At 42.5% G+C, this 24,779-nt stretch carries 22 protein-coding genes; 18 read left to right on the top strand and 4 right to left on the bottom strand.

Going from position 1 to position 24,779, the window contains the following annotated elements; translation table 11 throughout:
• Positions 1–50: 50 nt before the first annotated feature.
• Complete coding sequence (rpsN, locus tag ABVF21_RS09795; protein ID WP_303530219.1) at positions 51–320, top strand: 30S ribosomal protein S14; 270 nt, start codon at positions 51–53, stop codon at positions 318–320.
• Positions 321–336: 16 nt separating this feature from the next.
• Positions 337–675, top strand: a complete 339-nt coding sequence (locus ABVF21_RS09790; RefSeq protein ID WP_226616228.1) for a hypothetical protein — start codon at positions 337–339, stop codon at positions 673–675.
• 48 nt (positions 676–723) lie between these two features.
• Here the strand turns inward: ABVF21_RS09790 and ABVF21_RS09785 are convergent, their stop codons facing one another.
• Complete coding sequence (locus ABVF21_RS09785) at positions 724–2,073, bottom strand: dipeptidase (RefSeq protein WP_303530218.1); 1,350 nt, start codon at positions 2,071–2,073, stop codon at positions 724–726.
• A gap of 399 nt (positions 2,074–2,472) precedes the next feature.
• Here ABVF21_RS09785 and ABVF21_RS09780 point away from each other — a divergent pair, with 399 nt between their 5' ends.
• The 9 genes from ABVF21_RS09780 to ABVF21_RS09740 all read left to right on the top strand — a co-directional run bounded on the left by ABVF21_RS09780 (position 2,473) and on the right by ABVF21_RS09740 (position 14,373).
• Complete coding sequence (locus tag ABVF21_RS09780; protein ID WP_371018129.1) at positions 2,473–3,783, top strand: glycoside hydrolase family 68 protein; 1,311 nt, start codon at positions 2,473–2,475, stop codon at positions 3,781–3,783.
• Positions 3,784–3,817: 34 nt separating this feature from the next.
• The gene (locus tag ABVF21_RS09775) at positions 3,818–5,146 is read left to right on the top strand and encodes a glycoside hydrolase family 68 protein (RefSeq protein ID WP_303530214.1); all 1,329 of its coding nucleotides are present in this window, start codon (positions 3,818–3,820) and stop codon (positions 5,144–5,146) included.
• Positions 5,147–5,243: 97 nt separating this feature from the next.
• Complete coding sequence (locus tag ABVF21_RS09770; protein ID WP_371018128.1) at positions 5,244–6,821, top strand: glycoside hydrolase family 32 protein; 1,578 nt, start codon at positions 5,244–5,246, stop codon at positions 6,819–6,821.
• Positions 6,822–7,100: 279 nt separating this feature from the next.
• On the top strand, positions 7,101–9,086 hold the full coding sequence (locus ABVF21_RS09765; protein WP_371018127.1) for a hypothetical protein: 1,986 nt from the start codon (positions 7,101–7,103) through the stop codon (positions 9,084–9,086).
• Positions 9,087–9,188: 102 nt separating this feature from the next.
• A complete protein-coding gene (locus tag ABVF21_RS09760) occupies positions 9,189–10,061 on the top strand; it encodes an SMP-30/gluconolactonase/LRE family protein (RefSeq protein WP_303530210.1) in 873 nt (290 codons plus the stop codon).
• 87 nt (positions 10,062–10,148) lie between these two features.
• Entirely contained in the window at positions 10,149–12,149 is a 2,001-nt protein-coding gene (locus tag ABVF21_RS09755; RefSeq protein WP_371018126.1) for a penicillin-binding transpeptidase domain-containing protein, read from the top strand.
• A gap of 225 nt (positions 12,150–12,374) precedes the next feature.
• On the top strand, positions 12,375–12,878 hold the full coding sequence (locus ABVF21_RS09750; RefSeq protein ID WP_371018195.1) for a DinB family protein: 504 nt from the start codon (positions 12,375–12,377) through the stop codon (positions 12,876–12,878).
• A gap of 30 nt (positions 12,879–12,908) precedes the next feature.
• Positions 12,909–13,805, top strand: a complete 897-nt coding sequence (locus ABVF21_RS09745) for an alpha/beta fold hydrolase (protein WP_371018194.1) — start codon at positions 12,909–12,911, stop codon at positions 13,803–13,805.
• Positions 13,806–13,809: 4 nt separating this feature from the next.
• Positions 13,810–14,373, top strand: a complete 564-nt coding sequence (locus ABVF21_RS09740; protein WP_303530207.1) for a GNAT family N-acetyltransferase — start codon at positions 13,810–13,812, stop codon at positions 14,371–14,373.
• 33 nt (positions 14,374–14,406) lie between these two features.
• Here ABVF21_RS09740 and ABVF21_RS09735 read toward each other — a convergent pair whose 3' ends face one another.
• Positions 14,407–14,565: a Fur-regulated basic protein FbpA gene (locus tag ABVF21_RS09735; RefSeq protein WP_303530205.1), complete on the bottom strand. Its 159-nt coding sequence runs from the start codon at positions 14,563–14,565 to the stop codon at positions 14,407–14,409.
• Positions 14,566–14,706: 141 nt separating this feature from the next.
• On the opposite strand from ABVF21_RS09735, the gene ABVF21_RS09730 reads away from it, so the two are divergent.
• Positions 14,707–15,447 carry an alpha/beta hydrolase gene (locus ABVF21_RS09730; RefSeq protein ID WP_371018125.1) on the top strand — a complete coding sequence of 247 codons (741 nt, stop codon included), beginning with the start codon at positions 14,707–14,709 and terminating at the stop codon, positions 15,445–15,447.
• A 13-nt stretch (positions 15,448–15,460) separates the two neighbouring features.
• Complete coding sequence (locus ABVF21_RS09725) at positions 15,461–15,958, top strand: GNAT family N-acetyltransferase (RefSeq protein ID WP_303530202.1); 498 nt, start codon at positions 15,461–15,463, stop codon at positions 15,956–15,958.
• Between the two features lie 13 nt (positions 15,959–15,971).
• Here ABVF21_RS09725 and ABVF21_RS09720 read toward each other — a convergent pair whose 3' ends face one another.
• Complete coding sequence (locus ABVF21_RS09720) at positions 15,972–16,301, bottom strand: YciI family protein (protein WP_303530201.1); 330 nt, start codon at positions 16,299–16,301, stop codon at positions 15,972–15,974.
• A gap of 402 nt (positions 16,302–16,703) precedes the next feature.
• Here ABVF21_RS09720 and ABVF21_RS09715 point away from each other — a divergent pair, with 402 nt between their 5' ends.
• Both ABVF21_RS09715 and ABVF21_RS09710 read left to right on the top strand, forming a co-directional pair.
• Positions 16,704–18,293, top strand: a complete 1,590-nt coding sequence (locus tag ABVF21_RS09715) for a solute:sodium symporter family transporter (RefSeq protein ID WP_303530198.1) — start codon at positions 16,704–16,706, stop codon at positions 18,291–18,293.
• A 65-nt stretch (positions 18,294–18,358) separates the two neighbouring features.
• Complete coding sequence (locus tag ABVF21_RS09710; protein ID WP_303530196.1) at positions 18,359–18,610, top strand: hypothetical protein; 252 nt, start codon at positions 18,359–18,361, stop codon at positions 18,608–18,610.
• Between the two features lie 30 nt (positions 18,611–18,640).
• Here ABVF21_RS09710 and ABVF21_RS09705 read toward each other — a convergent pair whose 3' ends face one another.
• Positions 18,641–19,513, bottom strand: a complete 873-nt coding sequence (locus ABVF21_RS09705) for an AraC family transcriptional regulator (protein ID WP_371018124.1) — start codon at positions 19,511–19,513, stop codon at positions 18,641–18,643.
• 230 nt (positions 19,514–19,743) lie between these two features.
• On the opposite strand from ABVF21_RS09705, the gene ABVF21_RS09700 reads away from it, so the two are divergent.
• From ABVF21_RS09700 to galT, 3 genes are read left to right on the top strand one after another with little or no spacing between them, the layout of a single operon-like run.
• Entirely contained in the window at positions 19,744–21,999 is a 2,256-nt protein-coding gene (locus ABVF21_RS09700) for an alpha-galactosidase (RefSeq protein WP_371018123.1), read from the top strand.
• Entirely contained in the window at positions 21,996–23,162 is a 1,167-nt protein-coding gene (locus ABVF21_RS09695) for a galactokinase (protein ID WP_371018122.1), read from the top strand. The genes ABVF21_RS09700 and ABVF21_RS09695 overlap by 4 nt, the downstream gene beginning before the upstream one ends.
• Positions 23,159–24,691, top strand: a complete 1,533-nt coding sequence (gene galT / locus ABVF21_RS09690; RefSeq protein ID WP_371018121.1) for a UDP-glucose--hexose-1-phosphate uridylyltransferase — start codon at positions 23,159–23,161, stop codon at positions 24,689–24,691. Before ABVF21_RS09695 ends, galT begins: the two co-directional genes overlap by 4 nt.
• The last annotated feature ends 88 nt before the right edge of the window (positions 24,692–24,779 follow it).

Raw genomic sequence — 24,779 nt, 5'->3', positions numbered from 1 at the left:
GGTGCCAAAACGAATAGCATAAATTAGAATAGATGAAGGGATGAATTAGGTTGGCTAAGAAGTCGAAGGTAGTAAAAGAACAAAAGCGCCAGGAGATCGTCATGAAGTATGCTGAGCTAAGGCAAGAGTTGAAGGCAAAAGGAGATTTTGAAGCGTTACGAAAGCTCCCACGTGATTCATCACCAACACGCTTGAATAATCGGTGTGAAGTGACTGGTCGTCCTAAGGGATATTTAAGGAAATTTAAAATGTCTAGAATTGCGTTTCGTGAATATGCTCATAAGGGGCAGATCCCTGGGGTAAAGAAGTCAAGCTGGTAAAAGGGTAGGGGAAGATATGGAGTGCAATGAACATTTGTTGAAGATGCTCGTTCGTGATATCGTGGCGAAGCTTCCTGAGAAGGAGAAAGCCCTCTATCAGTTCATCGATGAACTGGAAGTAAGATTAATACAATCAGCGGCTACACCAGATCAATACCTTAACCTTCTGAAAAAGTATTCCCCTTATCATGAAGCAGCGAATCAGTTTGATATCTCAGCTTATAAGGCGAGAACAATGATGCATCGGATTGAATGGAAGATTGCCGCAAGATTGGATGAAAAGCTTCAGCGTATGAAATGGTTGGAGCAACCTTCGAGTGGAAAAAGGGTCATAAAAGGTTATCTCACGTTCTAAATGAAGAGAGGCGGCTCGCAATTGAGCCGCCTCTCGTCTTTTTAGGAACTACAGTGATTTGAAGTAGGTACAAACCGTTTCAATTCCTTTTGTGAAATTTTCAATGTGAAAATGTTCATTTGGAGCATGCAAGTTTTCTGATGGTAAGCCGAAGCCCATAAGGACGACGGGTGCTTCGAGAACGCGAGCGAACACTTCTACGATTGGAATTGATCCACCTTCTTTAGGGAAGAGAGCGCGCTCGCCGTATACTTTTTCATAAGCATCTGCCGCTTTTTGAATCATCGGATCATTTGAATCAAGCGACACTGGACGTGCTTGAATAAATTGATTTACGGTCATCGTAGTACCAGCAGGTTGATGCTCGAGTAGGTGTTTTTCGATTAAATCATAGATATGTTGGGGATCCTGATCACCAACGAGACGACAGCTAATTTTACCAGTTGCTTCTGATGGAACAATCGTCTTAATCCCATCACCCTGGTAGCCACCTGAAATGCCATTCAATTCGAGCGTCGGCCGAATGCCTGTCCGTTCCTTGAAGGTGAATCCTTTCTCACCAAATAAAGAAGTTAGTCCGAGCTCTTGCTTCATCGCTTCATCATCAGATGGAATACGAGCAATCTCTTCTTTTAATTTTTCTGTTAGTTCTGGTACCCCTTCGTAAAATCCATCTACAGCAATGGATCCATCTTCGTTATGAAGACTATCGAGTAGCCGAACTAGGGAATGAACCGCGTTTGGAACACCGCCACCATAAACTCCTGAATGGAGATCAGTATTCGCTGTTTTTACCTTCACCTCCATCGCAAGGGCGCCGCGGAGAGACGTACAAATGGCAGGTAATCCTTCTTTTATAAAAGAAGTATCTGAAATCACAACAGCGTCAGCAGCGAGCTTATTAGTGTTTTCTTCAATAAAAGGTCCAAGATGTGGACTTGCGATTTCTTCCTCACCTTCTATACAGAACTTCACATTGACGGGTAGCCTGCCATCTTCTTGCATCAACAGTTGCATCGCTTTGATATGAATAAACAGCTGTCCTTTGTCATCTGTTGCACCGCGAGCATAGATCTTATTATCACGAATAACGGGTTCAAATGGCGGTGTTTCCCAAAGATCGAGTGGGTCAGCGGGCTGTACATCATAATGGCCATAGATAAGAATCGTCGGTTGACCTTCCGCATGAAGCCAGTCGGCGTAAACGATCGGATGGCCGTCTGTTTCGATGACTTCAATGTTTTCCATACCAGCTTTTTCTAAAGAACTGGCGACCCACTTAGCCCCTTTTTGGACGTCTGACTTATGGGCTGGCAAGGCTGAAATGCTTTGGATTTTTAGAAACTCTTCTAGTTCATTAAGGAACGTATTTTTATGTTGTTCGATGGTTTTTTGCATATAGGTTTTCCTCCTCTATTATGTTGTCCTTATTATAGTCGAGTGTGGCTTATTTGCACATCAGGGTGTATTATAACAATGGATAAAAAAGGTAAAATGATAACGTTGGCTTGATTATAAGATTAAGAATATTACATTCATATTAATCAGTTGTCATATTGAATGAGTCTAAATACCTCCATGTGGAATCGATTCCTGATAAGAAAGAACTATTTATTTTCGGTTTGGAAACCTTTTTAATTTACGATTGCAAACCGCTTTCTTTTCTGAGGGATTAGGGTTTACGTATCAAAAGTTGTGTATGAAATGTGACTTTTCGAGCTTATTGACGTGTTCACATATTTTCCATACAGTTATGGCGAACGAAACAATCAACTAATATTTTGAGGAGTGTGGCAGATGGGGAACGTGAAAAAGTCTTCTGTATTTAAGGGGATTGCACTATCGACAATTATGCTAGTAAGTGGATTTGCAGGTACGCCATTAACAACGAATGCAGCTGAAAATGAAGCTGAAACAGCTGTATGGTCACGTCAAGATGCGCAAGACTATGACTTATCAAAAGATAACACTGCACCTAACATTGACAACGTAGAGGAAGTGGCTCCAGACTATTGGGTTTGGGATACATGGCCGCTACGTAACCGTGATGGATCAATTGCTCAAGTAAAAGGTTATCAGGTTGTTTTTGCCCTTACGGCATCTAGAGAATATACATGGGGTGGCCGACATGACGAAGCTCAAATTCGCTACTTCTACTCGAAGAACGGGAAAGATTGGAAAATGGGCGGGCTCGCTTATGATTCCGAAGATGCCCTAGGTTCTCGTCAATGGGCTGGTTCAGCGATGATGGATGATGATGGTAAGGTACATCTTTTCTATACAGCTTCAGGTCGTAAAGGTGAAGAGCAAACTACATTTGAACAACGTCTTGCGAAAACAACCTTTGATATCGAAGCAGATAAAAAATCCAAATCTGTTGAGCTAAGCAACTTTGGTGAGCACGAAATCCTTGCTGAAGCAGACGGTGAGTACTATGAAACGCAAGAACAAAAAACTGGTAATATCATTTATTCATTCCGTGACCCATGGTTCTTCCAGGATCCTAAGACAGGAAAAGAATACTTAATCTTTGAAGGAAATACAGCTGGAGACGACAAATCACTAGACCCAGAAAACATTGGTGATGCTGATTTCCGTGAAACGCACGATGTACCAGCTGGCGCTGAAGATTACAACGGGAACGTTGGGATTGCTGAAGCACAGAATGAAGATCTAACAGACTTTGAATTGCTTCCACCACTACTTGAATCAAACGGTGTTAACCAGCAGCTTGAGCGTCCACACCTTCTTGTTAAAGGTGGAGAGTACTATCTCTTTACAATCACACATAAATTTACATTTGCTCCTGGATTAACTGGTCCAGATGGTCTTTATGGCTTTACGAATGATTCTCTTCGCGGTGACTACGAGCCACTTAACGGCAATGGTCTTGTTGTAGCAAATCCTGAAGATGACCCTTTCATGACATACTCTCATGCAGTTATGCCGAACGGTACAGTTATTAGCTTTGTCAATGAGTATCGTGATGAAAATGGTGAGCTTCAATATGGCGGTACATTTGCACCAACGCTTAAACTTTCGATCCATGGTAACGAAACAAAAGTAAACGGCGCACTTAAGCCAGGGCAAATCATGCCATCACACTAAAACTGGGAAACCAGACTAAAGGAGACTTACAAACATGAATAAGTTTTCAAAAACAGTAGCGACTTCCGTACTCGGATTCGCTACCCTGTTTTCAAGCTTTGCTCCGGCAACAGGCTTTGCGGCTGAGAGCGAAACGTCGAACTGGACAAGAGAAGATGCAGCAAAGATTGTGCAAAACAAGGATAATACAGCACCTGAAATTAATACAAAAGATCTTGAGCAAATTGCGCCAGATTATCATATCTGGGATACGTGGCCTCTTCGAAAAAAGGATGGCTCCATCGCAACTGTGAACGGATATAAAGTGATCTTCTCACTGACAGCACCAAGTGATGTATTGCCTGGTAAGCGTCATGATATCGCTGAAATCCGCTATTTCGTTTCAAAGAACGGTAAGGACTGGGAGCTTGGTGGAACGGTTTTCAATGAAGAACAGGCACTAGGTTCACGTCAATGGGCAGGTTCTGCCATGATTGAAGACGGCGAAATCAATTTCTTCTATACGGCAACAGGTCGTAAAGGGGAAGAGCAATTGACTTATGAACAGCGTCTTGTAAAAGCTTCTGCTGATGTGGGTGCATCGAAAAAAGGAGTCGAATTTACAAACTGGTCTGATCATGAAGTTATTCTTGAGCCGGATGGCGAATACTACCAGACAATGGAACAAAGTAAGCAGGGAGACATCGCTTATGCATTCCGCGATCCGTGGTTCTTCGAAGATCCTAAAACAGGTGAAGATTACATTTTGTTTGAAGGGAATTCTGGTGGTACACCTGCAGAACGTTCTGTTGAACAAGAGCACATCGGTTCTGAAGACTTCGCTACTGTAGATGAAGTACCAGAAGTATCAAAGCTCTTTAACGGTAGCATTGGGATCGCCAAAGCAGAGAACGATGACTACACTGAGTTTGAAATCATGCCTCCGTTGATGGAAGCGAACAGCCTGAATCAGGAACTTGAGCGTCCGCATATCGTGACAAAAGGGAATAACTATTACCTTTTCACTGATACCCACAAGAACAAATTCGCTCCTGGAACGAATGGTCCAGATGGTCTCTATGGCTTCGTATCGAACTCCCTAACAGCAGACTATGAACCTCTTAACGGTAGTGGTCTTGTTGTAGCGAATCCAGAGAATGAACCATATCAAACATATTCATGGATGGTTATGCCGAATGGCACAGTAGTTAGCTTTGCGAACTTCTATGATCTAAATGGCTTAACGATCGATGAACTTGGAGCGCAATCAGAGCAGTACCAATTTGACCACTTTGGTGGCACACTAGCACCATCTCTTAAACTTTCCATTCATAATGATGAAACGAAGATTGTGAAAGAAATGGATGCTGGCGTATTTAAATAATCTTTTATGGTAACTGTCGGGGGACACACTTCGGCAGTTACTTTTTTATTCAGAGATACCTTATTCGTAAACACGATGGACAGGAGAGCTTGATACGATGAGAAAATGGTCGCTAGCTGTCGGAGCTATTTTAGTAATCGGCATGATTATACTCATGATGAACTTGAATGAAAACAATGAATCTTCTAGACAAGATGAAGTAAAAGATGCGGGGATCCTAGAAGACTACAATCAATCGTATCGACCCCAATTTCACTATACGCCGATGCAAAACTGGATGAATGATCCAAATGGAATGGTCTTTTTTGAAGAACAATACCATTTATTTTATCAACATAATCCTTCTGGAAATGAATTTGGCAACATGGGCTGGGGCCATGCGGTTAGTAGCGATTTGTATCATTGGGAAGAGAAGCCAATGGCGCTAAAGGCGGATGATCAGGGGATGATTTTCTCAGGTGGTGCTGTCTATGACGAGAACAATACGAGCGGTCTTTTTGAAGAAGGAAAAGGGGGTCTCGTAGCGTTCTATACAATCGCTGGAGAAGAACAAACCCAGGCGCTTGCTTATAGTGAAGATGGTGGCGATACATGGAAAAAGTACGGTGGTAACCCTATACTTCCAAATCCAGGAATCAAAGATTTTCGAGATCCAAAAGTGATCTGGCACGAGGAGTCTGAAAAGTGGATTATGCTTCTCGCTGCTGGAGATAAAGTTATCTTTTACGGTTCGGATAATTTGATCGATTGGCAGCAGCTTAGTGAATTTGGTGTCGATCAGGGAGCGCAGGGTGGCGTTTGGGAAACGCCAGAGCTATTTAAACTACCTGTCGATGGCGATTCGTCGAATGAAAAATGGGTGCTACAGGTGGATATGAATCCAGGCAGCATCGCCGGCGGATCCGGTGGACAGTATTTTATCGGTGATTTCGATGGAGAGACGTTCACGAGAGAAGGTGCAAAAGAAGACATTAACTGGGTCGATTATGGAACTGATTTCTATGCGGCTCAAGCCTTCAGCAATCATGAAGGCAATCCGATTTGGATGGCGTGGATGAGCAATTGGATGTATGCGTCTGATTTGCCAACGGATCCATGGAAAGGTGCGATGTCACTTCCTCGTGAAGTTTCATTGAAAGATGTGAATGGTGAAACGCGTCTTATTCAAGAGCCAGCGGGTGACGTTGAATCAAACCGTTCTGAGAAACTAGTGGATTTATCTAATGAGGAAATTGAAGGAAGGGTTCCTCTCGATCATTTTGGAGCAGATACGTATGAGGTGATCGCTGAATTTGATTTAGACACGTCAGGTGAATTCGGTTTCCGCGTTCGAAAGGGAGATGAAGAGGAAACGATTGTCGGTTATGACTCCAAGAATAATCTCGCGTTTGTTGATCGGCAAAATAGTGGCGATACAGGATTTCATGAACAGTTTCCTGGCGTGTATCGAGCACCGCTAGAACCAACGGAAGATGGCAAAGTGAAGCTCCATCTTTTTGTTGATCGCTCTTCCGTTGAATTGTTTGCGAACGATGGAAAGCGCGTAATGACAAATCGGATCTTCCCACCTGAGGATAGTGATGGTTTTGAGATCTATGCGATGAATGGCAAAGTGACACTTGATTCTTTGGAAGTGTATAAGCTTGATTCTTCGTGGAAAACGGGCGGGAAATAGTAAAGGTTACATGTTGAGAGCGGTCATCTGTGATAAAGATGACCGCTTTTTCGTATCGGAGACTTCTTGTTGAGAGGTGAATCTCGTTATTTCCGCGAATTCTGGAATATATCCGCGATATTTTATTTTTTTCCGCGAAAAACGTGATAATTCAGCGATATTCTTAATAATTCCGCGAAATGCTCGCTAATCGATAATAAATAGGTCCTTAGAAGTGGTTTCCTTTTCCTGGATTGGGGTACAAATAGCTATCTTGTAAATAATGGGGGATGTATGGAAATGGAAACATCATTTTCAAATTCAGAACAGCAAAAGTTTGTCAGGACTCTTCAGTCATTCAAGGAAAATCGCCAGGATCCCGTTGTGTTAGAAGAACTATTATCAGACGCTGCCGTTCTCATTGACCAGAATAATCTCGAATCCCTTTATCAACTCGCTAGTGACTATGATCAGGCGGGCATTTTTGAAGGTGGACCATGGGAAGAACCTCGTAAATTACAACCGCCTCTAGTAGGGGGATCTTTTAAAATAGACGGAAACTATTCGATCTTTGAAGTACTAAGTGAGCTTCGTATGCTTGCGATTGCGAAAGAGGAATATACTCATCCAGATGTTACGAGCGACCAGGCGCGCACTTTTCTAAACAAAGTGATGGCGCTAAATCTTCAAATGATTTTCCCAGCTGAGACGGAGGAAGCAAGAATCAACCAGGGTCAAGAACAAAAGAGGGGCATGTCCCTTTTTCAATTTCTAGCCGAAAAGATGTCGCTCGGCTCGCTGTCGGCTACGTTTGTGGATGAAATTGATCGATTAACCGCACAGCGCCCGATCATGGTAAAGCGAATTAAAGAAATGATCGGTTACGCTGAAAATCTCTTGTCTTCAGAGGACTTAAGCACAGAAGGACGCGCGAGCATTCAGCGCTACCTTGATAGCGTGCATGCTCCGACGGAACTGAGTCAATCCTATCCAGACTTCATGGACTATCGCGATCAATTCAATGCGTTATCTGAAATGGAGAAAGAGTTAGAGGCGGAACGGTTCGCTGATGTTATGCGTGATACAGGTCTTGTTTCTCCCATTCACGCACAACTTGCTCGTACCCTTGCAGAGGAGGATGCTTCTCATCTACTCGTCCTCACGCTTGGATTAACTGAAAAAGGTGAAGCTAATTTAAATGAGCATTTTTCTTTAGTAAAAGAGCTCATTTTACTAGCCATCTATCCTGTCACAGCTCAGTCCCTCTATGGACTTGCGCGCATGCTTGAGCGTGGGGTTTTATCTTCTCCTCCGGTGATTCCAGGGCTTGAAAGGATCATTGAAATCGATATGCTAGCAGAAGTAGAAAAGGATTTGATGGCTTCACGGAATCATCCTGATGATGTGACGCCTGTAGGAATTTTACTTTCAGGTCTACTGAGTGTGCTTGGGCAACCGCTTGGCATTGGGCAGGGGATGAATCCTACATGTCAATCTGCGCGTGGAATCAGCCTTTGGTCACAGCATGACCCTGGATTCCTACTAGAACTTGTCGCAAGAGCGTGTCGTGATGGTGAGGTTGATATTTCGTTTGAAGGGGCTGAAATCAATTCTTCTCTCATCTTAGGAGGTTTAGCTCCGGATCTTCATAAAGAGCTTGATGCCGTTTCCCTTATACTCGTTCCGCATCTTGATCGCGTTTACGATGAAATGATGAAGCGCAGTGCCTTTCGTGGGGAAGATGGTCATAAATTTGTGAATCCAGAATTTTACGGTCAGTGGATATCTAAAGAGTTTTCTTCTGTTATCAATCCAGTTACTGGTGCCGTGTCAGATTATGAGCAGTTTGCAAGGCTTTTTTACGCGACGCATCATCCAGACTACAACGCAGGCCATCAGCTCATTTATCCAAACCCGGTCGGAATTTTCGTTACGACGGCGAATGCAGACTTACTCGGATTGCATGCCATTTCGATCCAGCGTATTGCTGCGGATTCATCAGGAGAAATGAGAGTTTATTTCTATAATCCGAACAATGATAGCGGTCAAGATTGGGGGCAGGGCATTAAGTCAACGGTTCGGAATCACGGTGAAGAGGAAGGGGAAGCGAGCCTTCCATTTGATCAATTCCTGTCACGTGTTTATGCCTATCACTATAATCCGAATGAGATGGGCGATTTAGCAGTCGTTCCAGATGAATTAATTGATCGGGTGACAACACTCGCAAAAGAAAGCTGGGGACAGAAATACCAGTGGGCAGATTTAACGAATCCGTTTTTAATTTAAAGAGTTGATGGGTTCCCTTCGTCTACATAGAAGGTGGACCCTTTTCTTATTAAGGGGTAGAGTAGAGAGAATAGATGATTCACTAATTAGGAGGTACATAGAATGGAAGCAAAACTAGTGATTGATGCACGCGCGATACTTGGAGAAGGTCCTTGCTGGGATGATCAAAGCCAGCTTCTTTATTGGGTTGATATTGAAGGAAAAAAAGTTCACGCCTACAATCCAATGACCGCAGGCAATATTGAGACGCAACAGGAGCAAATGGTTGGCACAATCGCGCCACGTGAATCAGGCGGACTTGTGATGGCGATGGCCGGTGGCTTTTATGCGATGAACCTTTCTACGGAGAGCGTTGAAGCAATCACCGATCCCGAAAGTCATTTACCAGATAACCGATTTAATGATGGCAAGTGTGATCCTGCAGGCAGGTTTTGGGCAGGGACGATGCACTTAGAAGGGTTAAAAGGAGAAGGAGCGCTTTATTGCCTTGATGAAAACCTTGAGGTGACGAAGAAAGTTGATCATGTGAGTACATCAAATGGTTTGGCATGGTCACCTGATACGCGCTACATGTACTTTATTGATACCCCAACGAAAAAAGTTGTCCGCTATGATTATGATTTTTCTACAGGTGATATTCGTAATCCCGTTGAGGTGATCACCATTCCAGACGGAGAAGGGATGCCGGATGGGATGACGAGCGATGAAGAAGGGAATCTATGGATTGCCCACTGGGGTGGGTCCAAGGTAACGAGATGGAATCCTGATACCGGTGAGCGACTGCTAGAAGTAAGCGTTCCTGCACTGAATGTAACATCATGTGTATTTGGTGGAAAAGAGCGGAATGAGCTCTACATTACTACCGCTAGAACAAATACGAGTGAAGAAGAGCTAAAGCAGTTTCCGTATGCAGGCGGAGTGTTTCGAGTGAAAACAAATGTGATAGGCAGTCGAACCTACTCATTTAAAGGTTAGTCCTTTTCCCTTCCTTCTTGTTTAAAAGTCTTCTATAATAGTAGGAAAATAATAGAAAATGAATGAAAAAAGAAGGGGAGGCTGAGTGTGAAACTAAAATCACTCATCGCAATGGGGCTTTTTTTATTGCTGCTTGCGGGTTGTTCGGATCAACCGTCAGCGGTTGATGCGTTCGATACATATGTTAAGGACTGGAATAAACAAGAATTTAGCAGCATGTATAAGAAGTTATCACCTGCTACGCAAAAAGAAATATCAGAAGAAGACTTTGTTGATCGCTACAAATCTATTTATGGCGATGTCGAAGTCGAGGATTTGAAAGTTACTTTTAAGAAACCGGAAGAAGAGCCTGAGCCAAACGATGAAGGGGAAGTGACGTTTCCTTTTTCAGTGTCGATGCAGACACTAGCTGGCGAAGTCTCGTTTGATAACGAAGCAACGCTAGTCCTGACTGAAGGGGAAGACGCTGAATCTTACGGTGTGAACTGGAATCCTTCGTTTATTTTTAAAGAATTGAAAGAAGGCGATGAGGTTGCCATAAGTTCTTCTGTTCCAGTTCGTGGTGAATTGACCGATCGGAATGGGGAAGGCTTAGCGATCAATGGTACGGTTAAGCAAATTGGCGTTGTGCCGCAAGCCCTTGAATCTGATCAAGAAAAGATTGTGAATGAGCTTAGTGATGTGTTGAAGATGAGCGTAGCGGATATTGAGAAAGAGCTTAATCAGGGCTGGGTACAGTCTGATCCAACACAGTTCGTTCCGCTCAAAAGCGTGATGGAATCAGAAGAAGAGTTACTTGCTGACGCAAATGAGATTACTGGCGTTCAGATAAACAATACAATTGAAAGAATCTATCCTTACGGTGAAAGCGCCGCGCACTTAACAGGTTACATTCGCCAGATGCAAAAGGAAGATCTGGAGAAGTATGCAGGAAAAGGGTATTCCAGCTATGAAAGCATTGGAAAGGCTGGCCTCGAGCAAGTGTATGAAGACGAGCTTCATGGTGTAACGGGCTGGTCGATTGAAGTAAAGGGAGCGGATCCTGAGAAAGTGATTGCCAGTAAGGAAAAGGTTGATGGCGAGAACATTCAAGTTACGATCGATGGCACTGTCCAACAGAAGTTGTTTGAAGAACTTGGAAAAGATCCGGGAACTGCGGTAGCGCTCCATCCAACAACGGGTGAGACGCTCGCTTTAACAAGCTCCCCTGCCTATAATCCAAATGATTTTACACTTGGGTTTGACGAAGGCGAGTATGCGAAGTTAGCTGATAATAAGGATCTTCCTTTTTCAGCGAAGTTTAACAAAACGTATTCACCAGGCTCGACGATTAAGCCACTTACTGCTTCAATCGCACTACGAGATGGGGATTTAGATCCGAATGCAGTTGAGAAAATTGATGGTTTGAAGTGGCAGCCAGACTCAAGTTGGGGTGGATATAAAGTGACGCGCGTAAAACCTGCTGATCCGGAAGTAAATCTTGCAGAAGCGCTTATGCATTCGGACAATATTTATTTTGCACGTAAAGCGCTGGATCTTGGCGCAGATAAGTTCCAGAAAGGATTGGAGTCGTTCCAGGTTGGTCAGGAAGTTGAGCTTCCTTTCCCAACTGAAAACTCATCGATCTCAAACGGTGGGCTCGGTGATAATGACATTCTTTTAGCTGACTCAGCCTATGGACAGGGGGAGCTACAGATTTCCCCTTATCAGTTAGCGATGACCTATACGACGTTTGCGAATGATGGCGTGATGTTGAAACCGACGCTTCGAACGCGAGAAGACGAGTCAGCGGAGGAATATGAAGTGATTTCCCCTGAAATCGCCTCGATTGTGAGCGATGATCTTGAGAAGGTGGTTTCTGATCCTGAGGGTACCGCTTATGATCCGGTGGTTAAAGGCATTTCGCTCGCTGGTAAGACAGGAACGGCTGAGTTAAAAGCGGCAGGCGAAGAAGAAGGCCCAGAAAATGGACTGTTTGTCGCGTATAATACGGACAAGAGGGACTTACTTGTCGCGATGATGGTCGAAGGTGCCTCAAGTCACGATATTACAGGCAAAGTGAAAGACGTTTTCGCTGAAATGCAGTGATGTTGGGCGGACTTTGGATGGCTGATCGCCGTTTATTGGCCAAATTCCTGATATATTGGCCAAACATAAAAAAGCCTCGATTCTCCCACAGAATCGAGGCTTTTTTTCTGGAAAAGTAAGGAATCTTAAGAGGAATTCTCGTCACTTCTATGGAAAATAATAATAAGGATAAGCTAGATTCAATTGAAAGGAGGGTGTCGAACGGTGCAGCATAACGATCTTTGTATGATTGATCGAATAGAAGGATTCATGCCTGAGGTTAGTAGATTGGTTTCGATGATGAATTACGCCAGGCATACGACGGAAGAAACGATAAAAGGATTAACTACCGAACAGCTCGATTTTCACCTTGATGAAAAGAGCAATTCAATCGGCATGCTGCTACAGCATATGGCTTCGGTTGAAAAGGCGTTTCAAATTATGACGTTTCAAGAGCGAGAGTTAAATGACGAGGAATGGGAGGAATTTGGGACAGGGATTGAGCTTGGAGAAAAGGCAAGATCAGTCATTCGCGGACGCGATCTGGATGATTATTGGAGTGAGCTCAGTCTTGTGCGTGCTCATACGTTGGAACACCTGCGGAAGAAGGACGACAAATGGCTCGAAAAAGTTACCCCGTTTGGTTGGGACGAAAAGGCCAACCATTATTTCAAATGGTTTCACGTGATGGAAGATGAAATTAGTCATCGCGGGCAAATACTCTTAATTAAAAGGAGAATAAAGAGTTAGAGGTGAAACAAAGTGCATAATGGAACACTGATGACAATACGAGACAAAGCATTATATGTAGAAGTGCATGGTTCAAAAAATAACCCGCCTCTTCTTTATCTACACGGTGGACCAGGAGAGAGCTGCTTTGATTTCTCTTACCATCAGACGGATCGACTGAAAGAGAATTTCAGAGTGATTGCGATTGATCAGCGTGGCGTTTGCCGTTCAGAAGCGGTGAATGATGATGAAGAATTTGGCTTGATGGATTTAATCGAAGACTGCGAAGCGATCAGGAAACAGTTTGAATTAGAATCGTGGTCAGTGCTCGGTCATTCGTTTGGTGGCTATCTTGGTGTACTCTATGCCAGTCTTTATCCTGAATCAATTGATCATTTACTGCTTGAATGTCCGACGTTTGATTTTACGTTAACATCGAGAAGCTTGTTGAAAAAAACGAGTGCGCTCTTAGACAAATATGGGGAGCATCAGAAAGCAACAGAGAGCTTAGAAATTGCCAAGGATTCTGATATTAAGAATCGAGAGCTAGCAGAGCTTTATGGAAAATACAGTGATTATCTTGAAGAGAACCGAATGGAAATATACATTTACAATACAAACGAGCCTACAGACTATAGCTATTATAGTGAGGCGAAATGGGATGAGCTTTACGATAGATCAGAAGTGCACTATAACTTGTTAAGAGAAGAAGGAAAGATCTTTCATTCACTCATTCCACATCTATCAAAGCTTACGATGCCAACTCTCTTATTAACAGGAGAGCATGATCCCGTGACATCCGAAGAACAGATCGATGCTTTCAAGAAGTACGTCGAAAATGGGGCAATCTATCATTTTGCAAACAGCGGCCATACCCCCCATGATGAAGAAGCCGATCACTTTGCACACGTTATAACCCAATACATAGGTGATAAAAGAGGAGAATAGACGCATGTTTACATATCAAATCAATGACGATCTTTACCTAAGAATGTATACGATAGACGATGCCGAAGCGCTTTATCATTTAATCGATGAATCAAGAGATTACTTGAAAGAATGGTTAGCGTGGGTTGATTATAATACAGATATTGAATCTTCTCGTGATTTTATACAACGGACATTACAAGGCGTGAGTGAAACAGGAGGATATCCGAAAACGCTCGGCATGTTTTATAAAGGTGAGCTTGCTGGTACGGTTGGGTTTAATGAAGTGAATCGAACACATAAGTACGCGACGATTGGATACTGGCTGAGCGAAAAGTTTCAGAAAAAAGGTATCGTAACGGAGGCGTGTCGTGGAATGATTAATCTAGGATTTAACGAAATCGGGCTCAACCGGATAGAGATTCGTGCTGCTTCAGGAAATAAGAAAAGCCAGGCGGTTCCAGAACGACTAGGTTTTACGAAAGAAGCAGTGGTCCGGGAGGCGGAGCTCGTTAATGGACAGTTCTATGATCACATTGTGTACGGAATGCTAGCGAGAGAGTGGTTAACAAAAGAAAAAGAAGCATAAAAAAACTCCAGGGGATAACATCCTCTGGAGGAATTAAGGTAGATCAACTTTCCTTATTAAATACTCTAGTTCTTCCATTGTGCATTCATAGAGCTGTTTATCTTTTAATTTATAAATTCCACGGTCTAATAGACGTTGAATGAAGGACTGTTTTTGTTTAGGGTCTTGCTCGGATGATATGAGATGTGACATGTTTCATTCCTCCTGTTAAGTATATCCAGGTAATATGTTCCACTTTGGGTCCAATCTCAAACCTTAAAGAGCACATTTCAAAAAAAGGATAAAGCGCTTTCGTGACGAATGCTAGATGATAACGATTAGGAGGGATACGATATGGCGAAATATGACGTACTACTAGGGGCAGAGCCTTTTTACTTTGCTGGGAATCACATCGGTGTGCTTGTTCTCCACGGTTTTACAGGTTCGACCCAAAGCATGCGTTATCTTGGAGAGCAATTGGCTTCAGAAGGGTATACGGTTTGTGGGCCGAGATTGAAAGGTCATGGTACTCACTATGAAGACATGGAGCAGAGTACATATGGAGAATGGATCCAGTCTGTTGAAGAAGGCTATCAATGGTTAAACGAACGATGTGAGGAAATCTTTATTACAGGCCTGTCGATGGGCGGCACGCTAACGCTTTATTTAGCTGAAAAACATCCTGAAGTGAAAGGGATCATGCCGATTAATGCTGCGATTGATTTACCAGGTCTTGAACAAATGAGAGGAAAAACAGAGCCACGTTTCCTTGATGCAATTGGATCAGATATTAAAGCGGAAGGTGTCGATGAGCTGGCATACGAGAAAACGCCTACGAAGTCGATTCAAGAGATTCTTGCTTTAACAGAAATTACACGAAAAGGCCTTGAAACAATATCGGTGCCGGCCTTAATTTTTAAATCACTAGAAGATCATGTCGTGCCGCCAGAGAATTCGACGATGATTTATAATGAAATAGCTTCATCGAGTAAAGAAGTGATCGAACTAAAAGATAGCTATCACGTAGCGACGCTCGATCATGATAAAGAGCTAATTGCAGAGAAGTGTAAAGCATTTGTGAAAGCTCTTCTATAAAGGAGGTTTTAAGATGGAAGTCAGACAGCTAACAGCGGATGACGCTGAAGCTTATTGGGAACTTCGGTTAGAAGCGTTAAAGAAAAATCCAGAAGCATTTGCCTCAAGCTATGAAGAGGCGATTCAAAAAGATGATCCGATTAAAAGTACAGCGAGAAACATGGAATCAGGTGCCACTTTTGGCGCATTTGATCAAGAAACATTAATTGGTGTCATCACTTTTGTCAGAGGCAGCGGCATCAAGGTTCGTCATAAAGCTGATTTATTTGCTGTTTACGTGACGCCAGAATATCGTGGCAAAGGGGCAGGGAGAGCTCTTTTAACCCGGGTGATGGATTATGCGAAAAGTCAGGATGCTCTTATTAAATTAAGCGTTTCGGTCGTTTCTACGAATGAACGGGCGAAGCATCTGTACAAAAGCTACGGCTTTAAAACCGTTTACATTGAAGAAAAGGCTCTTTATGTTCAGGGAAGATTTCTAAACGAAGAACATATGGTGCAATACTTTTAAGGACTAGCAGACGTCAAGATGACGTCTGCTTTGTTGTGAAATCTTCATTATAAAGAGCAACGCTGTAGGGAAAGAGCTCAGCTGTCATAATCCCATCTCGGACAGCGGGATCGCTTTTCATAAGCGCTTCTGCTTCTTTTTCAGAAGAAACCTGAATGACGACAATTCCAAAAGAAGAAGTGTCGTTGTTTAACGTTCTGCCAGCCATAATGAGCTTATTATTCTTCAATAGCTGTTGAAGGGCGTGGAAGTGCTCTGATACGATGCTGTTCTCTTTGTCAGTCCAGTTCTTTTCTTCCAATAGCTCAGGGATTAGCGTTAGCTTGTATAGAAATTGTTTCATTTGTAACCTCCATCACTGGCAAATCAGAGGCAATAGGCTCTTCTGATTAAACAGTCACCATATATAGTTTGTTTCTCCATTTAAGAAAGAAATCCTCTATTTTGGATAAGGTTGTGCTCGCAATTACTAGAAAAATAGCTTGAAACGCTTCGTAGCTAGAAAATGTTTAACACTAACTATACCTCTATTTAAATTGTTTTAAGTCGAACCACTGTTTCCTTCTTCAGAGCAGTGGTTTTTTGGTGCTCCGGTAACGGAATAAAGCAAAAAAGTGCATAACTTTCTGTTTTTTTTACCGTTGAAACGCTTACAGAACGCAGTATAGAATATTAACCAGACATTAAAACGCATACATAACTGTACGGATCACTTTGATTCCGCTTACAAAAAGGAGAGGCAGCAATGAGTTTATTTACAGTCGGTTCATTTCTATTTTTTACAGGTATGGTAGCCGTAATCTCCTACCTAGTAACGAGAAAGGAAGATTTAGCAACACAGGATGGATATTTTCTAGGAGGAAGAAGCCTAGGCGCATGGGTCATTGCAGGCTCATTGATGCTGACGAATCTATCAACCGAACAATTAATAGGTTTGAATGCTCAGGGGTATTCAGACACCATTGCGGTTATGGGTTGGGAAGTTGGTTCAGCCATCTCGCTTGTGATCGTCGCTTTCTTCTTATTGCCTCGGTATCTTAAAGGTGGTATTACGACGATTCCGGATTTTCTAGAGGAACGGTATGATTTTGGCACTAAACAAATTGTTACCATTCTCTTTCTTTTTGGATATGTTTTCAACTTGCTTCCACCTATTCTTTATTCAGGGGCGGTAGCGCTAAATGGGCTTTTCAATATTCCAGAGGTGTTAGGACTTGGTCGAATGGCAAGTCTTTATGTAACCGTTTTTGCGATTGGGATTATTGGGGCAATTTATGCGATCTTCGGTGGTCTTAAAGCCGTTGCTGTATCAGATACGATTAATGGTATTGGCCTTTTAATCGGTGGGTTAATGATCCCAATTATCGGATTGTATGTACTGGGTGATGGATCAATACTCGGAGGATTTAGCACAATAGTTGAGGACTCTCCTGAGAAGTTAAATTCGGTAGGCGATAACAACAGTCCTGTTCCGTTTGGAACGATGTTTACGGGGATGCTTCTTGTTAATCTATTTTACTGGGGAACGGCTCAGCACATTATGCAGCGAGCGATTGCAGCTAAGAATTTGAAGGAAGGTCAGAAGGGCGTCTTGATTGCTGCCTTCTTAAAACTACTTGGACCTGTGTTTCTTATTTTACCTGGAATTATTGCCTTTAATATGTTTGGACCGGGTCTTGAACCAACGGATGCTTATCCGATGCTAGTGAATGAAGTATTACCAAAGCCGCTTGTTGGCTTCTTTGCAGCAGTGTTGTTCGGTGCAATTCTATCATCTTTTAACTCTGCTCTAAATTCATCGGTGACGCTCATTGCTCTTAACATTTATAAACCTTATTTTAATCCAAAAGCGCCAGACAAAATAGTTGTACGAAAAGGAAAATTCGTTGGAATTATTCTCGCTATTTTTGCAATGTGTATCGCTCCAATGATTGATAAAGTTCCTCAAGGGTTCTTTCAATATTTACAAATCGTAAACGGTTTCTATAACGTGCCGATTTTTACGATTCTCATTGTTGGGTATTTAACAAAACGCGTGCCTTCGATCGCAGCGAAGGTTTCCCTGTTTGTTTTCATATCGGTCTATGCGACAACTCAACTTATTTGGGATACAGGGATTCATTTCTTGCATATTCTTGGTATTTTGTTTGTGGCTTGTACGATTCTGATGCTCGTGATTGGAAAAATTGCGCCACGTGATAAGGACTTTGTGCTTGAAGAGAATGCGCAGGTGGATATGTCTCCATGGAAGCTACTGTATCCTGTAGGTATTGCAGCGACAGTAGCGATGATTATTATTTATACGTTGCTTTCACCAATTGGCATCATTTCGTAATGTTCCATTGGATTTCCATTTGATATAATAGGAACAATGTCAAATGGAGTGAAGGATGATGTGGGATGAGTAAGGCGAATGAGCCAATTGAATCGCTATATCACAGCGTTTACGAATCTCTAGAAAAGCTTCAAAAGGAAGTAAACGAGCAAGAAGAAAAGCTGGATCTTGTGGACCCAGCTGATATAGAAAAGCTTGATCGCACACAGTTTGCACTGCAATTGTCAAAGGATGTTCTGGAAAATTTCGTAGCTTCAGGGAAAAGCATGACCATTAATTATGACAAACGCTCGATTACAATTGAAGTAGCAAAATAGAACAGGACCGCGCTTAGGCGGTCCTGTTTTTCATTTCTGTAACGAAACATTTGTGTTCGTTCGGTATTTTCCTGGTGAAGTGCCTGTCACCTTTTTAAACACTTTATTAAAGTAATTGGCATTTTTGTACCCAATAAGAAGGGCGATATCCTCTGAAGAATATTTGGTATTCAATAGGAGCTCTTTTGCTTTTTTAATGCGAATATCTGTTAAATACTGTATAGGCGTTTGGTTCGTATATTCCTTGAACTGCCTAGTGAAATGATAACGAGACATGCCGGATGAAGCCGCCATTTCATCTGGGCCGATTTCTTCACTAAAATGATTCATTGCATACATCGAAGATTCCACGATTGCCTCAGGCCACTCAGACAGCCGTTTTTCTAGATTTGAACAGTACGTATAAAGCATCATTGTGAATTGATAAGCCTTACCGGAAGCTTGGTGAGCATTAGAAATCTGTCGGTTTGAAGCCATACTTAATAGATTAAGTAAGTAGTGAACCGGCTCCGAATTTGGTTGGAAATGGATAATGTGTCCAATTTGATTTTGAATTTCATCCCAATACTTTTTCACGACATCTCCGTAGAGAGTAAGGTATATAAACTCCCAGCGATCACTATCTTCAGGTAAATAGTAGCGGTAGTCACCTGGAATATTTACGATAAATCCTTGACCAGGTGTTAATTCATGACTTTGTCCATCAATGTCGATGCAGCCCTTACCAGAGATCGTATATTGAAATATATATTTTCCGGTATCACGTCTATTCGTCCCGTCCCAATCGTAGAGAGAAGTGGTTTGTTCATCCCATCCTAGTGACCAGATTTGGGCGATGTTCTGAAGTGTAGGATCTGAAAAACGATAGCCGTAAGATCCGTATTGTAATGGCTTTTCTTCCATATGACCCCTCCTTAACAAGCAAAATAGTACCATTTGTCTAATGAGAACGTACAGATGAATCATACTCTAAATAGCATTTTAGCTTATATAGGAAGAGAAGTCTAAGCAATAAAAGGCATTATTTTTAAATTTATTTACCATTGATCAGATATAGGGATTTTTTTAAACTAGATGTGGATACGAAAACGAGGATATGAAAACGTTTTCGATTAGAAGACGGAGGTAAGTATATGCCAGTCATGATTAATGATCAAACACTTCAGTTTCACTTACAAGGAAAAGACGTCAGCTATGTATTTCATGTTATGAAAAATGGGCAGCTCGGACAGCTGTATTTTGGGAAGAAAATCCGAAATCGATCAGATTTCAGCCATTTATCTAAACGAGAATCTAGAGTGACTTCCTCTTACGTGTACGATGATGACTCAACCTTTTCATTAGATTTAATTAAACAGGAATATCCAGGGTATGGAACGTCAGACTATCGAGAGCCTGCTTTTCAAATCGAACATCCAGATGGAAGTCGTATTTCAGATTTCACCTATCAATCATATGAACTAATAAAAGGAAAACCTCGTTTATCAGGTTTACCCGCTACATATGTTGAGGACGATGGGGAGGCAGATACGTTAGTGATTCATATGTACGATAAAGTGACGAATCTGTCTCTTTCCTTGATGTACTCTGTCTACCATGGAAGAAATGTCATCACTCGCTCTGCGTTGTTTACAAATCATGGAGAAGAGACTCACGTAATCAAACGAGCACATAGTGCCTCAGTTGATTTTCCAGATGCGGACTATGAAATGATTCAGCTATCAGGTTCGTGGTCGAGAGAGCGTCATATGTCCGAACGGAAGCTTAGCCCAGGTATTCAAAGCATTCAAAGTACTCGTGGAACTAGTAGTGCACAGCACAATCCGTTTCTTGCATTAAAAAGACCAATGACAACGGAACATACTGGAGAAGTCTACGGGTTTAGCTTCGTCTATAGTGGGAACTTCCAGGCGCAGGTTGAAGTGGATCACTATCAAACTGCAAGAATGACAATGGGAATTAATCCATTTGATTTCTCATGGACGTTAGGAAGTAGCGCTAGTTTTCAAACACCTGAAGTGGTGATGGCTTATTCCAAACATGGGTTAAATGAACTTAGTCAAACGTATCATGATCTCTATCAATCTCGTCTTGCACGTGGGAAGTGGCGTGATGCGGAACGTCCTGTTTTACTAAACAATTGGGAAGCAACGTATTTCGATTTCGATGAGAAAAAACTACTGAGCATTGCTGAAAAAGCGAAAGAAACAGGGGTCGAACTGTTTGTATTGGATGATGGATGGTTTGGTAAGCGAAATGACGATCGGACCTCTCTTGGCGATTGGTTTGTGGATTCTAAGAAACTTCCAGAAGGATTACCAAATCTTGCATCAAAGCTGAATGATATGGGGCTACTGTTTGGACTCTGGTTTGAACCTGAAATGGTATCGAAAGAAAGTGAACTCTATCAAAAACATCCAGATTGGGTCATTCAAGTACCTGGACGTTCAAATTCTATTGGGCGGCACCAGCTCGTCCTTGATTTTGCGAATCCGGAAGTGGTGGATTACATCTATGAACAGATGGCAACGATTTTAAATGAAGCGAACATTAACTATGTGAAGTGGGATATGAATCGCTACATGACGGAGATCGGTTCGCTATCGCTTCTGAAAAATCAGCAGGCGGAAGTACCACACCGCTATATTCTAGGTGTTTATGAGCTGTATGAACGTTTAATCGAAGCTTTTCCACACGTCCTGTTTGAATCATGTGCAAGCGGCGGGGCAAGATTTGATCCCGGTATGCTTTATTACGCCCCACAGGCGTGGACGAGTGATGACACAGATGCAATGGAGCGACTTAGCATTCAATATGGAACATCGTTGGTTTATCCGCTGAGCAGTATGGGAGCGCATGTATCAGCTGTGCCGAATCATCAGGTGAAACGAATTACGTCGCTTGAGACAAGAGCGAATGTCGCTTACTTTGGCGCGTTTGGGTATGAGCTCGACGTGACGAAGATGAATAAAGATGAGTTGAAGGAAATGACGGAGCAAATCCGCTGGTATAAAGAGAATCGCCAACTCCTTCAATACGGAGCATTCTATCGGTTAAGAAGTCCGTTTGAACAGAAAGGAAATGTCACTAGTTGGATGAGTGTATCAAGCGATCAAACGAAAGCTATCGTTGGTTATTATCAAGTACTTGCGGAGCCTAACCCCTCATTTAAACGCTTGTATTTGAAGGGGCTTGCTGCAGAGAAAGAATATGAAGTAAGTGGCTATGAAGGAACTTACTTTGGGGATGAATTAATGAACGCTGGAATTCAATTATCAAGCGGTTATGATGGATCACAAACGGGTGGTTTGGAAGAATCAGGAGATTTTTCTTCTCACGTATTTGTATTAGTCGAGACGGATCAGAATAATAGAGGTGGAGAAGTATGAAGAAACTTGAACAGGAATTTATTGAACAATTCGGAGAGGAAGGAGAGAGAGCTCTCTATTTTGCTCCTGGGCGAGTGAATTTAATTGGCGAGCATACGGATTATAACGGGGGACACGTCTTTCCATGTGCCTTAAGCGTTGGTACGTATGCTGTTGCAAGAAAACGTGAAGATCAGAAGGTCAGGTTTTATTCCATGAACTTTCCGAGTCATGGAATCATAGAATCTTCATTGGACTCGCTCATTTATAGCGACGAGGATGATTGGGCGAATTATCCGAAGGGGGTTATCGCTCTTTTTCAACAGGACTATGCGATTCCGCAAGGCGTTGATATTGCCTACTACGGCAATATCCCAAATGGAGCTGGTCTATCATCGTCTGCATCAATCGAGCTAGCCACAGCTGTTGTCCTGAGGGATCTTTTTCATCTTTCAATTGAGATGGTTGAAATGGTAAAGCTTTCTCAAAAAGCAGAGAATGAGTTTGTTGGAGTCAATTGTGGAATTATGGATCAGTTTGCAATTGGCATGGGGAAAAAGGATCATGCAGTTCTTCTGAATTGTGACACGCTTACGTATAAGCAAACTCCTATCCGACTAGAAGATCATGCATTGATTATTGCGAATACGAATAAGCGTAGAGGACTAGCCGATTCGAAATATAATGAACGCCGCATGCAGTGTGAAGAGGCACTCAAAGCTTTGCAAGAAGAGCTTGACGTTACCTCGTTAGGTGATGTGACAGAAGAGCAGTTCGAAGCTTACAAGCATTTGATTATAGACGCTGAAACTCGAAAACGTGCGCGTCATGCGGTTTATGAGAATCGTCGCACGATGAAAGCCGTTAATTTTCTAAACGAAGGTGATGTTGAGGCATTTGGAAAGCTTATGAATGAATCGCATGTCTCATTACGTGATGATTACGAAGTAACAGGCAATGAATTAGACGCAATGGTGGAAGCTTCTTGGAAGGAAGGGGCCGTTGGGTCACGGATGACAGGCGCTGGTTTTGGAGGCTGTACGATTAGTATTGTGGAGAAGGATAATGTCGAGGCCTTCATTAAAAACGTTGGTGTAAGTTACAAACATCAAACAGGTCTTGAAGGAGATTTCTATGTTGTTGAAATCGGCGACGGTGCTCACAGGGTGGTGGAAGGAATATGAGGCATCAAAAGAAACCGAATATTTATTTAGAGATCGAGCGTCTTCTTCAATATGGTTTGCAAAAACAGCTAATCGAGATGGTTGATGCGGATTACGCTCGAAACGCTCTTCTACATCTTTTTGAATTAAATGGAGTTGAATCGTTTCCACATCCACCTGAAGAGCAGCTCGACACACCAACACCTTTCCTTGAGAACATGCTGGATTATGCTGTGATAACAGGTTTAATAGAAGAAGACACCGTTACTGAGCGTGATCTGTTCGATTCTAAAATTATGAATACAATTGTTCCACGACCGTCAGAGGTCATACGTCAGTTTTATGAAGATTACAGGGACAGTCCAATTAAAGCGACAAGTACTTTCTATCAGCTTTCGAAGGATTCGCAATACATTCGAACGAACAGAATTGCGAAGAATGTACATTGGTATAGTAAGACTGAGTATGGTGACCTTGAAATCACGATCAACTTATCAAAGCCTGAGAAAGATCCTAAAGCGATCGCTGCGGCGAAAGCCAATCCATCTTTAGCCTATCCGAAATGCTTGCTTTGCAAAGAAAATGTTGGGTATGCTGGAAGACTTGATCATCCAGCGCGCGATCAGCATCGAATCATTCCAGTGAACCTTGAGGGAGAAAATTGGTACATGCAGTATTCTCCTTACGTTTATTACAATGAGCATGCAATCATTTTATCTGAGTACCATCGTCCGATGACAATCTCTCATGAAGGCTTTGATCGTTTGCTTCATTTTACTGAACAGTTCCCTCATTACTTTATCGGTTCCAATGCGGACCTTCCAATTGTCGGTGGATCGATCTTAAGTCATGATCATTTCCAAGGAGGGCATCATGAATTCCCAATGGCGAAAGCGGAGATTCAGGAAAAAGTTCACATTAACGGCTATCGGGATTTGACGATCGGGATTGTAAACTGGCCGATGTCCGTGCTTCGCTTGCGAGGAAAGAATCGGAAGCGTCTAACGGAGCTAGCGAATAAGATTCTAACGTCGTGGAGAGGGTATACTGATCGCGATGTCGCTTTAGTACATGAAACAGATGGAGAACCTCATAATACGATCACCCCAATCGCAAGAATGCGCGGAGATCAATTTGAGTTAGATCTTGTGTTACGAAATAATCGAACGAGCGCGAAACACCCAATGGGGATTTTTCATCCACATGAAGAAGTGCATCATATTAAGAAAGAAAATATTGGATTGATTGAAGTCATGGGTCTTGCTGTTCTACCTGGGCGTTTAGTAGACGAAATGGAAAAGCTCGCTTCTTATATAGAAGATCAACACCTTGATCGCGCATTACATGATGAAGTGGTAGCGAAGCATGTACCCTGGGCTAAAAAGGTGATAAAGAAACACGGATCCCTTTCGAAGGATCAGTTACGAGACACGCTTAGACATGAAATTGGTGTCACCTTCTCGACTGTTCTAGAACATGCGGGAGTATTTAAACAAGATGAAGCGGGTCAGCAAGCGTTTAGACGTTTCATAAACCAAGTGACTAACTAAATAGACCAAATAAGTCGTTACCATAAAGGTAGCGGCCTTTTTTGTAGTTCGAACCCCATCACTCCTTCGTTTCTGGTGTCTCAACGTT

The sequence above is a fragment of the Pseudalkalibacillus sp. JSM 102089 genome (assembly GCF_041366475.1).
Lineage (GTDB): Bacteria > Bacillota > Bacilli > Bacillales > Guptibacillaceae > Guptibacillus > Guptibacillus hwajinpoensis_B.
This window is presented reverse-complemented; position numbering and strand designations above follow the sequence as displayed.

Excerpts from the sequence above, each read along its gene's own strand:
- ABVF21_RS09790 (WP_226616228.1), top strand. The coding sequence starts at position 337 with ATGGAGTGCAATGAACATTTGTTGAAGATGCTCGTTCGTGATATCGTG.
- ABVF21_RS09785 (WP_303530218.1), bottom strand. The coding sequence starts at position 2,073 with ATGCAAAAAACCATCGAACAACATAAAAATACGTTCCTTAATGAACTA.
- ABVF21_RS09780 (WP_371018129.1), top strand. The coding sequence starts at position 2,473 with ATGGGGAACGTGAAAAAGTCTTCTGTATTTAAGGGGATTGCACTATCG.
- ABVF21_RS09775 (WP_303530214.1), top strand. The coding sequence starts at position 3,818 with ATGAATAAGTTTTCAAAAACAGTAGCGACTTCCGTACTCGGATTCGCT.
- ABVF21_RS09770 (WP_371018128.1), top strand. The coding sequence starts at position 5,244 with ATGAGAAAATGGTCGCTAGCTGTCGGAGCTATTTTAGTAATCGGCATG.
- ABVF21_RS09765 (WP_371018127.1), top strand. The coding sequence starts at position 7,101 with ATGGAAACATCATTTTCAAATTCAGAACAGCAAAAGTTTGTCAGGACT.
- ABVF21_RS09760 (WP_303530210.1), top strand. The coding sequence starts at position 9,189 with ATGGAAGCAAAACTAGTGATTGATGCACGCGCGATACTTGGAGAAGGT.
- ABVF21_RS09750 (WP_371018195.1), top strand. The coding sequence starts at position 12,375 with ATGATTGATCGAATAGAAGGATTCATGCCTGAGGTTAGTAGATTGGTT.
- ABVF21_RS09745 (WP_371018194.1), top strand. The coding sequence starts at position 12,909 with ATGACAATACGAGACAAAGCATTATATGTAGAAGTGCATGGTTCAAAA.
- ABVF21_RS09740 (WP_303530207.1), top strand. The coding sequence starts at position 13,810 with ATGTTTACATATCAAATCAATGACGATCTTTACCTAAGAATGTATACG.
- ABVF21_RS09735 (WP_303530205.1), bottom strand. The coding sequence starts at position 14,565 with ATGTCACATCTCATATCATCCGAGCAAGACCCTAAACAAAAACAGTCC.
- ABVF21_RS09730 (WP_371018125.1), top strand. The coding sequence starts at position 14,707 with ATGGCGAAATATGACGTACTACTAGGGGCAGAGCCTTTTTACTTTGCT.
- ABVF21_RS09725 (WP_303530202.1), top strand. The coding sequence starts at position 15,461 with ATGGAAGTCAGACAGCTAACAGCGGATGACGCTGAAGCTTATTGGGAA.
- ABVF21_RS09720 (WP_303530201.1), bottom strand. The coding sequence starts at position 16,301 with ATGAAACAATTTCTATACAAGCTAACGCTAATCCCTGAGCTATTGGAA.
- ABVF21_RS09715 (WP_303530198.1), top strand. The coding sequence starts at position 16,704 with ATGAGTTTATTTACAGTCGGTTCATTTCTATTTTTTACAGGTATGGTA.
- ABVF21_RS09710 (WP_303530196.1), top strand. The coding sequence starts at position 18,359 with ATGAGTAAGGCGAATGAGCCAATTGAATCGCTATATCACAGCGTTTAC.
- ABVF21_RS09705 (WP_371018124.1), bottom strand. The coding sequence starts at position 19,513 with ATGGAAGAAAAGCCATTACAATACGGATCTTACGGCTATCGTTTTTCA.
- ABVF21_RS09700 (WP_371018123.1), top strand. The coding sequence starts at position 19,744 with ATGCCAGTCATGATTAATGATCAAACACTTCAGTTTCACTTACAAGGA.
- ABVF21_RS09695 (WP_371018122.1), top strand. The coding sequence starts at position 21,996 with ATGAAGAAACTTGAACAGGAATTTATTGAACAATTCGGAGAGGAAGGA.
- galT (WP_371018121.1), top strand. The coding sequence starts at position 23,159 with ATGAGGCATCAAAAGAAACCGAATATTTATTTAGAGATCGAGCGTCTT.